Origin of the sequence: Tistrella bauzanensis, assembly GCF_014636235.1 — a bacterium.
Lineage (GTDB): Bacteria > Pseudomonadota > Alphaproteobacteria > Tistrellales > Tistrellaceae > Tistrella > Tistrella bauzanensis.
In genome coordinates this window covers 94,100-107,262 of record NZ_BMDZ01000001.1, presented here as the reverse complement: position 1 = coordinate 107,262, position 13,163 = coordinate 94,100, and the positions used below count along the sequence as shown (strand labels likewise).

Below are 13,163 nucleotides of genomic sequence, written 5' to 3'. Positions count from 1 at the left end.
TGCAGCAGCGGGCAGGCCTGGTCAATCTGTCAATGACCAGGCGTGGCCGACATCACCACCGCCGGCGCGCGGCGCGCTGTCGAACAGCCGCGCCACCGCGAACACCGTCTGGGCGGTCGCCGGATCGCAGATGCCGCCGGCCAGCCCCAGAAACCGCGACTGAAAGGCATGGACCACAGCACGGGTGACCGCGTCGTAAACCCCGTCGACATCGATCCGATAGCCGATCGCCGCCAGCCCGCGCTGGATATCGGCAACCGCCGGCCCGGCATCGCCTTCCTGCAGGGTCAGGCCCATCTCGCCGATCACCGGCCGCGCAGCCGGCATCAGGGCCAGCCCCTTCGCCGCCAGCCGGTACCAGTCGAACCGCTCACCCGGATCGAATTTCCGGGCGGGCGCGATGTCGGAATGCCCGACCACCCGTTCGGGCGCGATATCATGCCGGGCCAGAATATCGGCCAGCAGCCGTTCGACCGCCGCCATCTGTGGTTCCGGGAAGGTGCGATAGCCCCATTCATGGCCCGGATTGACGATCTCGATGCCGATCGAGACGTCGTTCAGCCGCTCCTGCCCGCGCCAATATGACACGCCGGCATGCCAGGCGCGGCGGTCTTCAGCCACCATCCGGGTCAGGCGGCCGGCTTCATCCACCACCCAATGGGCGCTGACGCGCGACGCGGTATCGGCCAGCCAGTCGATCGCGACCTCGGCGGTCGGCATGCCGGTGTAATGCAGCACCACCATGTCGGGCCGAACACCGCCGGGGCGCTCGTCATGATTGGGCGATGGCCGGTCGGTGATGTCGAGGCCGGCAAGACCGGGAAACGGATCGGCGTGCAGAGACATGGTTTGACAGGCTTTCAACAGGCAACAGGGTCAGCGCAGCCGCCTGAGCGGCCCGGGCAGCCGACGCAGTTGAACCACCGCGACGCCTGAGACGATGAGGGCGCCGCCGATCATTTCCAGCAGGCCCAGGGTTTCGCCCATCATCACCACGCCGCCCAGCACGCCGAACACCGGCACCAGCAACATATAGATCGTCACCTGCCCCACCGAATAGCGGCCGAGCAGGAAATACCAGGCGCCATAAGCGACCAGCGAGGCGCCGCCCAGAATATAGGCCAGGGCCGCGATCGTCTGCCAGTTCAGGGCCGACAGAGCATCGCCCTGCCCGCTTTCGAAGATGAACGACAGCACCAGCAAGGGCAGCACGCAGAACGGCCCCAGCCACGCGTTCAGCATCTGCGGCGGCACGGCACCCAACTGGCCCAACTGCTTGATCTGGATGTTGGAATAGGCCCAGAACCCGCCAGCCAATAGCCCCACGCCCAGCCCGTCGAGCTGGGTGAGCACCTTGGGGTCGCCCGCGACCAGGGCCACACCGATCATGCCCAGCACCAGGCCGGCGATCTGGCGCGGCCCCATCCGCTCTCCCAGCACCAGCATGGCGCAGAGTGCCGCGAACGGCACCTCGATCTGGATCGCCACCGACAGGGTGGAGGCATCGACGCCCAGCGACAGCGCCACGAACATCAGCCCGAAATGCCCCACGCCCAGCGTCATGCCGATCGCCGCCAGCTTGGGGATCTGGCTGCGCCGGGGCATGGGCAGGAACGGCGCCAGCAGCAGGAACAACACGCCGAAGCGCAGCGCCACCAGGAACAGCGGCGGGATGGCGGCCGTGGCCACCTTCACCGCCACGAAATTGCAGCCCCAGATCGCCACCACCAGCAGGGCGAGCAGAATATGGGCCGGTGTCATCGGGGTGAGGACCGGCGCCGATGCGGATGCCGTCTTCATCACCGCCCCTTGGCCGCGGCGATGGCCTCGCGCTTCTCTTCCAGCTCCAGCCAGCGTTCCTCGGCGGCATCCAGTTCGGCGCGCGCCGCCGATGCCCGATCGGCCGCCGCCTGCGCCGCCGCCGGATCGCGGGTATACAACGCCGGATCGCCCATTTTCGCCGCCAGCGCCGCCAGTTCCTTTTCCAGCACGGCCATGCGCTTGGGCAACTCGTCGAGCTCACGCGCTTCCTTGAAGCTCAGCTTCTGCGCCGCCGCCTGCGGCCTGCCACCGGCCGCGCCACTCGCGGCCCCGCCGCTCGCCGCGCCACCGCCGCGCTTTGCCGCCGCCGCCTCGCGCCCGGCCTCGCGGGCGGCCTCTCGCGCGGCTTCGGCCGCGCGCTTGCGCTGGGCATCGGCATCGCTCCAGCCGCCGGCATATTCGGTGATCTGGCCATCACCATCGACCGCGATCACCGATGTCGCCAGCCGGTCCAGAAAGGCGCGGTCATGGCTGATCAGCAGCACGGTGCCGTCATACTCGTCCAGCACGTCTTCCAGCAGATCCAGCGTGTCGAGATCGAGGTCGTTGGTCGGCTCGTCCATCACCAGCAGATTGCACGGCTTCAGGAACAGCTTGGCCAGCAGCAGCCGGTTGCGCTCGCCACCAGACAGCGCCCGCACCTTCTGGCGCGCCTGGCCCTCGTCGAACAGGAAGTCGCGCAGATAGGCCACCACATGGCGCGGCTGGCCACGCACGGTCACCTGATCGCCGCCGCCATCGGCCAGCGTGTCCCATAGGGTCGCGTCCAGATCCAGCGCCGCGCGGTGCTGGTCGAAATAGGCGATCTCCAGATTGGTGCCGAGCTTGACCTCGCCGGCATCGGGTTCGATCTCGCCGATCAGCATCTTGACCAACGTGGTCTTGCCGGCGCCATTGCGGCCGATGATGCCGACCCGCGCGCCGCGCATGATCCGGGTGGAAAAGCCGTCGGCGACCGTGATCTCGCCCGATGGCGACTGGAAATGCTTCACCAGCCCTTCGGCCTCGATCACCAGCCGGCCGCTGGTCTCGGCGCTGGCGACGGCGATGCCGGCGCGGGCACGGGTGCGCTCGATATCCTGGCGCTCGGCGGCAAGCTGGGCGCGGAGTTCATGCACGCCGCGCGCCCGGCGCTCATTGCGCTTGCGCCGCGCGGTCAGGCCCTCGTTCAGCCACAGGGTCTCGCGCGCCAGCTTGTCGGCCATCTTGGCCAGCCGCTGATCTTCCTGGGCGCGCAGATCCTCAAGCTGAGCCTCGAAGGCGCTGTAGCCGATATCGTGGCGCACCAGCCGGCGGCGATACAGCCAGGCGATGCTGCCCGCCACCCGGTCGAGAAAGGCCCGGTCATGGCTGATCACCACCAGCCCGCCACGGAACCGGGCAAGCTCGGCTTCCAGCCATTCGATGGTCGGCAGGTCCATATGGTTGGTGGGCTCGTCCAGCAGCAGCAATTCGGGCTCCACCGCCAAAGCCCGCGCCAGCGCCGCCCGGCGCCGGTTGCCGCCCGACAGCTCGCTCATCATCCGCTCAGGGTCCAGGCTCAGCGGCACCGCCACCTGATCGACCCGGTAATGCCGGTCGCCCTGCCCCGCTTCCACCAGCCCCTCTTCTATATAGGCGCGGACAGTGGTGCCGGTATCGGTCTGCGGATCCTGCGCCATATAGGCGGCGCGCAGGCCCGGCCGGCGCGCGATCTCACCACCATCGGCCTCGGCCAGCCCGCCCATGATCCGCAGCAGGGTCGACTTGCCGGCACCGTTGCGCCCGACCAGCGCGATCCGGTCGCCCGCGCTGACGGCAAGCGTCGCTTCCTCGATCAGATCACCCCCACCGAAGGTGACACGGATACCGGCAAGCGAGATAAGCGGTGCGGACATTGCAATACGGACTTCCGGACGGAGGACAAGACAGACGACAGGCGGATAGCGGGCAAGGGGCGGCCGCAGGATGCGCCGGACCACCCCTCGCGCGCAAGACCCGCCTGCGCATGGCTCCCCCGAGCCGTCATGTGTCACCGATAACGGAAGCCCGCGCTGCTCCGGCTGGCCCAGACCACTTTGCCGCCCGGCTCGATCAGGCACAGATCGCCATCATCCTGAAGCATCAGCGTGCCGGGCCTTCGCGCTGCCGCTCGACCATATCGCCCGCTCGCCGGTGGGCTTGTCGCATTCATAGACCGTGGCGTCGCCATTCTCCTCAAACACGACATCGTAATCGCCGCCGGGCGAGGACAGGCAGGTGCCCGGGGTGAGCGCCTGCCCGGCCACCAGCCGGTCGGACATGGCGAGGCGATACCGTCCAGCCCGATGATCAGGCACGAACAGTTCGGCGCCATATCTCCGACGCGTGATCATATTCCGGCCAATGATCCAGGAATAACCGGTGTCGGTGAAGAACATCGCCCGGCGGGCAAAGGACGCGCTGACAGCGAAGACCGACATCGTCGACCCGCCGGTGACATTCGCCCAGCCAGTTGGACCGAGATACGACGGCGGGTTCCACACAGCCATTTCATCGGCGGCGACACATCGTGCGCAAACAATATCAGGACGTTGAAAGATCGACGTGGCCTCGCGCGGGTGCCGCCCGATCCACCCGTGCGGCTTCATCCCGCACACACGTCACCGCGCCCCGCGCAGCCTCAACACCCGGTCATAGGCCTCGTTGATGCCGGCGATCTTGCGGGTGGCGATCTGGATCATCTCCTCAGGCAGCCCGTCGGCCACCAGCCGGTCGGGGTGGTGTTCGCGCGCCAGCCGGCGATAGGCGGTCTTCACCTCGTCGAGCGGCGCATCGGGGGCGACGCCCAGCACCGCATAGGGGCTGGCGGCGGCGCCGATATCGATGCCGCGTACCGCAAGCAGGCGGTCGAGCACCGCAGGCTCAAGGCCGAAGATCTGCGCCACCTGGCCCAGAAACCGCCGCTCGGCCTCACCGACCGCGCCGTCGGCGCTGGCAATTTCCAGCAGGGCATTCAACAGCTCTTCCAGCACGGCGGGACGGCCCTGGAACAGCGCCGCGATCTGGCGGGCATAGGGTTCGAAGCCGCGGGCATCCTTCTTGGCTTCATCGAAGATCTGCGCCACCCGGCCGACATCGCTTTCCGGCACCGTGAACACCCGGCGGAAGGCCGCGATCTCGTCGCGCGTCACCTGACCATCGGCCTTGGCCATCTTGGCGCCCAGCACGATCACCGCGATCGCGAAGGCCTGCTCGCGCTGCACCCGGTCCACCGGCATCGCGGTGGCATCGCCGCTTTCATTGAAGCGGTCGACCGCATGGCCCATCACCGCGCCGATCAGCGCGCCCAGCGGCCCGCCCATCGCAAAGCCCGCGGCGCCGCCAACCACCTTGCCCCAGAAACTCATCAATCGGCCCCCCGCGGCCGGATCACACCGCAACCGGCGCCGGGCGCACCGCCCCTCGATGCTCCGTCGCGCCATGGTCCGGGCAGGCGATATATCCCGCGCCGCACCATCGCCGCCGAGCAAACACCAAACCGGGATCGCGCGCAAGCAGCCGCGATCATCCGCATCAACGACTGAAAATATTCAGACACTTTGTCGACATTTTATTGACAGATTATCTATGATCAGCGACCGTCTCAGCAGATGGATCGCCGCCGGGAGGGCGGTGTCCCTCGGGCCGCAGTCGACCACGGGCAGGCCGGAATCGACCAGGGCCAAGACCGGCCATACATATCCAGGCAGGTAGACACCCGCGATCGTGGCGTGGTTGTGCTGGCCAGATGCCGGCCGGTCGGGGAGTATCGACAAGGGGGGCACCGGTCTGGTGCCCGTGATCATGGCGGATGCGGCCGAGGGGGCCGGCTTTCGCGGCGCATGCGGATGAACGGCCGGATATGAAATGGCCGGTCCGCATCAGGGGAGACGAGTTCAGATGTTCAAGACGTGGATTGGGGCGGCACTGGTCGCCGGCATGGTCGGTTTCGGCGGTGCGGCCGCACAGGCGGCGGAAGCCTGGGACATGCCGATGGCCTATCCCGACGGCAATTTCCACACCAAGCTCGGCCGCGAATTCGCCGAGATGGTCAAGACCGACACCAATGGCGAGGTGGTGATCACCGTTCATGGCGGCGGCTCGCTGTTCAAGGGCGACGAGATCAAGCGCGCCGTACAGCGCGGCACCGCGCCGATCGGCGAGCGGCTGATCTCGGCCCTGTCGAATGAGGATCCGCTGTTCGCGCTGGATGCGATCCCGTTCCTGGCGACCAATTATGCCGATGCCCGCAAGCTGTATGCGGCATCGAAGCCGGCGCTGGAAGCCCGGCTTGAGAAAGAGAACCTGCACCTGCTCTATGCCATCGCCTGGCCGCCGCAGGGCATCTATGCCAACAAGACCATCGACAGTGCCGCCGACATGCGCGGCCTGAAGTTCCGCACCTATAACGCCACCATGGCGCGTCTGGCCGAGCTGCTTCAGATGGTGCCGACCCAGATCGAGGCGGCGGAGCTGTCGCAGGCGCTGGCCACCGGCACGGTCGAGGCGATGATCACCTCCGGCGCCACCGGCGTCGACAGCCAGGTATGGGAGCAGGTGAAGAATTTTTACGACGTCCAGGCCTGGCTGCCCAAGAACATGGTGTTCGTGAACAAGCGCGCCTGGGACGGCCTGGATGCCAAGACGCAGGAGGCGATCACCAAGGCCGCCGCCGCGATCGAGGACAAGGGCTGGGCGATGAGTGAGGAGCTGGCTTCCGGCTACCTGAAGACCCTGGCCGAGAACGGCATGACCGTGGCCAAGCCGTCGGCGGCGCTTGCCAGCGACATGACCGCGATCGGCGACAAGATGACCGCCGAATGGGAAGCCGGCGCCGGCGACACCGGCAAGGCGATCATCGCCGACTATCGGGCGAAGTAAGCACCGCACACAGGCCGGACCGGGATGGCGGGCCACCCGCCCCGCCATCCCGGCCGCCATCGCCCGGACGACCGTTTCCCCCCGCCGGTCGGTTCCGCCCGTTCAGACCAGACCGACGACGGAGGAGGCCAGATGGCCATCTCGCGCCTGCTCGATCGCGTCTATGATGCCGCCGGTGTTCTGGCCGGCATCGCCATGATCGCCATCGTCCTGATCATTCTGGCGCAGGTCGGCGCCCGCCTGCTTGCCTACCCCTTGCGCGGTGGTGCCCAGTTCGCGGGCTATGCCATGGCGGCGGCCAGTTTCCTGGCCCTGCCCCATGCCTTCCGGCGCCATGCCCATATCCGGATCACCATCCTGCTTCAGGCCCTGCCGCCGCGTCCGCGGCTGGTGCTGGATCTGGCCGGCCTCGCCGTCGGCACCGTGATCGCCGCCTGGTTCGCCTGGTGGGCCTATGACCTCGCCTATATCTCGTGGGAGATCGGCGAGGTGTCGCAGGGCGACGTCGCGGTGGCGATGTGGATCCCGCAGATCGCCATGGTGGTCGGCACCGCGCTGTTCGCGGTTGCCCTGTGTCACACCCTGATCGAAACCGCGCTGACCGGCCATGGCTTCGCCCCCGAGGGCGATGGCGTGCTGGATGCGGCAGCCGATCGCTGAACCGGGACTGAACGTATCATGGATCAGACCTATCAGTTGATCGTGCTGGGCGTGGGGCTGCTGGCCCTGCTGGGCGGCGGCATCTGGGTGGGGTTGTCGCTGATGGGTGTTGCCTATATCGCGATGGCGCTGTTCAGCCCGCGCCCGATCGGCGAAGCCATGGCGATGACCATCTGGACGGCATCCTCCGGCTGGACGCTGACAGCACTGCCGCTGTTCGTGTGGATGGGCGAGATCCTGTTCCGCACGAAGCTGTCGGAGAACCTGTTCAAGGGGCTCAGCCCCTGGATGCGGCCCCTGCCCGGACGGCTGCTGCATGTCAATATCCTGGGCTGCGCGCTGTTCGCCGCGATTTCAGGCTCATCCGCCGCCACCACCGCGACCGTCGGCCGCATGGCGCTGCCAGAGATGAAGCGCCGCGGCTATCCTGAAAATATGATGATCGGCACGCTGGCCGGCGGCGGCACGCTGGGCCTGCTGATCCCGCCCTCGATCATCCTGATCGTCTATGGGGTCGCGGCCAATGTCTCGATCGCCAAGCTGTTCATGGCCGGCATCCTGCCGGGCATCGTGCTCGCCTCGATGTTCATGGGCTATATCGTCGTCTGGTCGCTGCTCAACCCGGGCAAGATCCCGGCCGATGACGAGCGGCCGAGTTGGGGCCAGAAATTCCGGGCGCTCGGGGAATTGCTGCCGGTGGTGGGGCTGATCGCCTTCGTGCTGGGATCGATCTATACCGGCATCGCCACCGCCACCGAGGCGGCCGCCTTCGGCGTGATCGGCGCCTTCGGGGTGGCGGCGCTCAGCCGCGACCTGACCTGGGCGAATTTCTCCGCCAGCCTGATGGGTGCCGTGCGTACCTCATGCATGATCGCGCTGATCCTGGCCGGCTCGGCCTTCCTGACCCTGGCCATGGGTTTCACCGGCATCCCGCGCGCGCTGGCCGACATGATCGCCACGATGAACCTGTCGCCCCTGGCCCTGATCGCGGCGCTGGCGGTGTTCTATATCATCCTTGGCTGCTTCCTCGACGGCATCTCGGCCGTGGTGCTGACCATGGCGGTGGTGCTGCCGATGGTGATGGAAGCCGGCATCGACCTGATCTGGTTCGGCGTCTTCGTGGTGATCGTGGTCGAGACGGCGCAGATCACCCCGCCGGTCGGCTTCAACCTGTTCGTTCTGCAAGGCATGACCGGCCGCAGCATCACCTATGTCGCCCGGGTGGCGATGCCGATGTTCGCGGTGATGGTGGTGATGCTGCTGCTGATCACCGCCTTTCCCGAGATCGTGACCCTGCTGCCCGGCGGCATGGTGCGCAGCCCCGGCTGACCCGGGCCGTACCCGCCCCGCCCCGCCATGCCTGCCTCATGTAATCCCGCCACCGCTCCATCGGATCGAGACCCTGCGATGACCGCTTCCGCCTCCCCCACCAATGCCGCCGCCCCGCTCACCGGCGACACCTGGCAGTTCTGGATCGATCGCGGCGGCACCTTCACCGACGTGGTTGCCCGCGCGCCCGATGGTGCGGTCCGGACGATGAAGCTGCTGTCGGAAAACCCTGAGCGCTATGACGACGCGGCGCTGGCGGCGATCCGGGCCTTCCTTGAGATCGAACCGGGCAAGGCCATCCCGGCCGAACGGATCGCGGCGGTGAAGATGGGCACCACCGTCGCCACCAATGCGCTGCTGGAGCGCAAGGGCGAGCACACGGCGCTGATCATCACCCGTGGCTTCCGCGATGCGCTGCGCATCGGCTATCAGAACCGGCCCGATATCTTCGCCCGCGAGATCATCCGCCCCGAACTGCTGTATCGCGAGGTGGTCGAGGTCGAGGAACGCGTGGCGGCCGATGGCCGGGTGATCACGGCGCTGGACGAGGCCGCCGCCACCCGCGACCTTCAGGCCCTCTACGACAACGGCGTGCGGGCCATCGCCATCGTGCTGATGCATGGCTATCGCTGGCATGACCACGAGATTGCCCTGAAGCGGATCGCGACCGATATCGGCTTCAGCCAGATTTCGGTCAGCCACGAGGCAAGCCCGCTGATGAAGCTGGTCGGGCGCGGCGACACCACCGTGGTCGATGCCTATCTGACCCCGATCCTGCGGCGCTATGTCGACAAGGTCGCCGGCGCCCTGGGCGGCGCGCCCCTGATGTTCATGCGCTCCAATGGCGGGCTGACCGATGCCGAGCTGTTCCAGGGCAAGGACAGCATCCTGTCGGGGCCGGCGGGCGGCGTGGTCGGCGCCGTGCGCACCGCCGCCATGGCCGGCTTCGACAAGCTGATCGGCTTCGACATGGGCGGCACCTCGACCGATGTGATGCATTTCGCCGGCGAGTATGAACGCGCCTTCGACACCATGGTGGCGGGTGTGCGGATGCGGGCGCCGATGATGCGCATCCACACGGTCGCGGCCGGTGGCGGCTCGATCCTGGGTTTCGACGGCGCCCGCTTCCGCGTGGGGCCCGACAGCGCCGGCGCCAATCCCGGCCCCGCCTGCTATCGCCGTGGCGGGCCGCTGGCGGTGACCGACTGCAATGTCATGGTCGGCAAGGTCCGCCCTGAATACTTCCCGAAGATCTTCGGCGCCGATGGCGATCAGCCCCTGGATGCCGAGGCGGTGGCCACCGCCTTCACCGACATGGCCGACCGGATCGCCGCCGCGACCGGTGACCGCCGGCCGCCCGAGGCCATCGCCGACGGCTTCCTGAAGATCGCGGTCGACAACATGGCCAATGCGATCAAGCAGATCTCGGTGCAACGCGGCTATGACGTCTCGTCCTATGTTCTGGCCTGTTTCGGCGGTGCCGGCGGCCAGCATGCCTGCCTGGTGGCCGACGCGCTGGGCATGACCCGGGTGTTCGTGCATCCGCTGGCCGGCGTGCTGTCGGCCTATGGCATGGGCCTGGCTGATATCCGGGCGATGCGTGAGCGCGCGGTGGAACGCGTGCTCGACGCCGATGCCATCCCCGATCTGGACATGCTGACCGGGGCCATGGCCATCGAGGCCGCCGATGAGCTGCGCGGCCAGTCGATCCCCGATGCGCGGATCAGCGTCGCCTGCCGGCTGCATGTGAAATATCGCGGCAGCGACAGCACCATCTCGGTCGATCACGGCACGCTCGACCAGATCGTCTCAGGCTTCGAGGACGCCCATCGCCAGCGCTTCGGCTTCGTGATGACCGGCAAGCCGCTGGTGGTCGAGGCGGTCGAGGTGGAGGCGATCGGCGCCACCGATCAGCCGGAAGACGCGGTTCTGCCGGCCGCCCCCACGGATCATGTTCTGGCATCGATCGCGGAAACCCGATTCTATTCCGATGGCGACTGGCACGATGCCCCGGTCTATGACCGCGACGCCATGGCGGTGGCCGATCGTGTCCAGGGGCCGGCGATCATCATCGAGGCGACCGGTACCACCGTGGTGGAACAGGGCTGGGCGGCGGAATTGAACGATCGCGGCCATCTGATCCTGACCCGCGTGGTGGCGCGACCGAAGCGCGTCGCCATCGGTACCGATGCCGATCCGGTGATGCTGGAGATCTTCAACAACCTGTTCATGTCGATCGCCGAACAGATGGGGGCGACGCTTGAGAACACCGCCCATTCGGTCAACATCAAGGAACGGCTCGATTTTTCCTGCGCGATCTTTGAGAGCGACGGCGCCCTGGTCGCCAACGCCCCGCATATGCCGGTGCATCTGGGATCGATGGGCGAAAGTGTCCGGGCGGTGATCCGCAAACAGGGCACGGCCATGAAGCCGGGCGATGTTTTCGTGCTGAACGCGCCCTATAATGGTGGCACCCATCTGCCCGACATCACCGTGATCACCCCGGTTTTCGCCGAGGATGCGGTGGCGGGTGACCAGCCGCTGTTCTTCGTGGCCTCACGCGGGCACCATGCCGATATCGGCGGCAAGACGCCCGGATCGATGCCTGCCGACAGCCGTCATATCGATGAAGAGGGCGTGCTGATCGACGGCGTGCAACTGGTCGCCGAAGGTCGGCTGCTTGAGGCGGAGATGCGCGCCCTGCTGGTCTCGGGCACCTGGCCGTCGCGCAACCCCGACCAGAACATGGCCGATCTGAAGGCGCAGATCGCGGCCTGCGAAAAGGGCGTCACCGAAATCCGGCGCATGGTCCGCCAGTTCGGGCTGGATGTCGTGAAGGCCTATACCATCCATGTCCGCAACAACGCCGAAGAGGCCGTGCGCCGCGCGATCGCCCGGCTGGAGGGCGGCCGCTTCAGCTATGAGATGGACGACGGCGCGGTGGTGACCGTGACCATCACCATCGATCGGGACGCGCGGGAGGCGGTGGTCGATTTCGAGGGCACATCGCCGCAGCGCGACAATAACTTCAACGCGCCGTCAGCAGTCTGCCGGGCGGCGGTGCTCTACAGCTTCCGCACCCTGGTCGACGACAAGATCCCGATGAATGACGGCTGCCTTGAGCCGATCAGCATCCGGATCCCGGCCGGATCGATGCTGAACCCGCATTATCCGGCAGCGGTGGTCGCCGGCAATGTCGAAACCTCGCAGGTCGTGACCGATGCGATCTATGGCGCGCTGGGTGTGCAGGCCGGTGCCCAGGGCACCATGAACAACCTCACCTTCGGCAATGCCCGCCATCAATACTATGAAACCATCTGCGGCGGATCGGGCGCCGGCCCGGATTTCGACGGCACTGATGCGGTCCACACCCATATGACCAATTCGCGCCTGACCGATCCGGAGGTGCTGGAATGGCGTTTCCCGGTGGTGCTGGAGGCGTTCGAGGTCCGCGAGGGCTCAGGGGGGGCCGGCCGTCACCATGGCGGCAATGGCGCGCGCCGGCGGCTGCGTTTCGACGAGGCGATGACCGTGTCGCTGCTGTCCAACCGTCGCCGGGTGCCGCCCTTCGGGCTCGATGGCGGCGAAGACGGCGCTGTCGGCCGCAACTGGGTGGAACGCACCGACGGCACCCGTGAGGAATTCGGCGCCTGCGCCACGGTCGATGTGCGGCCCGGCGACGTGTTCGTGATAGAAACCCCGGGCGGCGGCGGCTATGGCGCCGCGTCAGACGACAGGTAGACGCCCCATGACACGACCCAACACCGGCAGTAAGGTGGCGCCTTCGGGCGCCGCCGCGGCCATGTCAGACAGCCCGACGACGCGGGAGGACCGGGTCTCCCCCACGCTTCCCGGCGGCGGGCGCGGCATCGTCAATTCGGCCCACCTGGTCTCGACCAAAAGCCCGGAACTGTCGGAGTTCGAGTTCGGCCTCATCATCGCCGCCCACGGCTTCCAGCGCTGGATGACCCGTTGCATGGCGGCGGCGGGCATCGGCGATCTGGGCCAGTTGGACGTGCTGGTGCTGCACACGGTCAACCACCGGGCGCGGCTCAAGAAGCTGGCGGATATCTGCTTCGTGCTGAACATAGAAGACAGCCACACCGTCGGCTACAGCCTGAAGAAGCTGCAGAAGGCCGGCTTGGTTTCGACCGCACGCAAGGGCAAGGAAGCGCTATACGCCACCACCCCCGCGGGCGAGACCGCCTGCCTTGCCTATCGCGACGTCCGCGAGCGCTGCCTGATCGACTCGCTGCACTCGCTGGGCCTGTCGAACCAGGAAATCGGCGACCTTGCGCAGCGGCTGAGGGCGCTGTCGGGACTATATGATCAGGCGGCCAGGGCCGCGACCTCGCTCTGACCACGGTCAATGTTGCGCGGGTCGGCATGCGCGCAACATCGGATGATGCGTCCGGGCATCATTGTTGCGCAGATTGCGGCCATACTTGCGCGGATGACCTGAAGCACACGGT

10 protein-coding genes are annotated in these 13,163 nt (G+C 67.2%); 5 read left to right on the top strand and 5 right to left on the bottom strand.

Annotated elements, in window-relative coordinates:
* Positions 1-21: 21 nt before the first annotated feature.
* The 5 genes from IEW15_RS00435 to IEW15_RS00415 form a co-directional block, all read right to left on the bottom strand.
* A complete protein-coding gene (locus IEW15_RS00435; protein ID WP_188573982.1) occupies positions 22-846 on the bottom strand; it encodes a peptidoglycan recognition protein family protein in 825 nt (274 codons plus the stop codon).
* Between the two features lie 30 nt (positions 847-876).
* Positions 877-1,800 (bottom strand): DMT family transporter, encoded by a 924-nt coding sequence (locus IEW15_RS00430; protein WP_229707715.1) that lies wholly within the window; start codon positions 1,798-1,800, stop codon positions 877-879.
* Positions 1,800-3,698, bottom strand: coding sequence for an ABC-F family ATP-binding cassette domain-containing protein (locus IEW15_RS00425; protein WP_188573980.1), 1,899 nt, complete (start codon positions 3,696-3,698; stop codon positions 1,800-1,802). The genes IEW15_RS00430 and IEW15_RS00425 overlap by 1 nt, the downstream gene beginning before the upstream one ends.
* Before the next feature lie 213 nt (positions 3,699-3,911).
* A complete protein-coding gene (locus IEW15_RS00420) occupies positions 3,912-4,430 on the bottom strand; it encodes a hypothetical protein (protein WP_188573979.1) in 519 nt (172 codons plus the stop codon).
* Positions 4,431-4,442: 12 nt separating this feature from the next.
* Positions 4,443-5,189: a TerB family tellurite resistance protein gene (locus tag IEW15_RS00415; protein WP_188573978.1), complete on the bottom strand. Its 747-nt coding sequence runs from the start codon at positions 5,187-5,189 to the stop codon at positions 4,443-4,445.
* Between the two features lie 532 nt (positions 5,190-5,721).
* On the opposite strand from IEW15_RS00415, the gene IEW15_RS00410 reads away from it, so the two are divergent.
* The 5 genes from IEW15_RS00410 (at position 5,722) to IEW15_RS00390 (ending at position 13,051) form a co-directional block, all read left to right on the top strand.
* Positions 5,722-6,702, top strand: a complete 981-nt coding sequence (locus IEW15_RS00410) for a TRAP transporter substrate-binding protein (RefSeq protein WP_188573977.1) — start codon at positions 5,722-5,724, stop codon at positions 6,700-6,702.
* 132 nt (positions 6,703-6,834) lie between these two features.
* On the top strand, positions 6,835-7,362 hold the full coding sequence (locus IEW15_RS00405) for a TRAP transporter small permease (RefSeq protein ID WP_188573976.1): 528 nt from the start codon (positions 6,835-6,837) through the stop codon (positions 7,360-7,362).
* An 18-nt stretch (positions 7,363-7,380) separates the two neighbouring features.
* Positions 7,381-8,691, top strand: a complete 1,311-nt coding sequence (locus IEW15_RS00400; protein ID WP_188573975.1) for a TRAP transporter large permease — start codon at positions 7,381-7,383, stop codon at positions 8,689-8,691.
* Positions 8,692-8,769: 78 nt separating this feature from the next.
* Positions 8,770-12,432, top strand: coding sequence for a hydantoinase B/oxoprolinase family protein (locus IEW15_RS00395; RefSeq protein ID WP_188573974.1), 3,663 nt, complete (start codon positions 8,770-8,772; stop codon positions 12,430-12,432).
* 7 nt (positions 12,433-12,439) lie between these two features.
* On the top strand, positions 12,440-13,051 hold the full coding sequence (locus IEW15_RS00390) for a winged helix DNA-binding protein (RefSeq protein WP_188573973.1): 612 nt from the start codon (positions 12,440-12,442) through the stop codon (positions 13,049-13,051).
* The last annotated feature ends 112 nt before the right edge of the window (positions 13,052-13,163 follow it).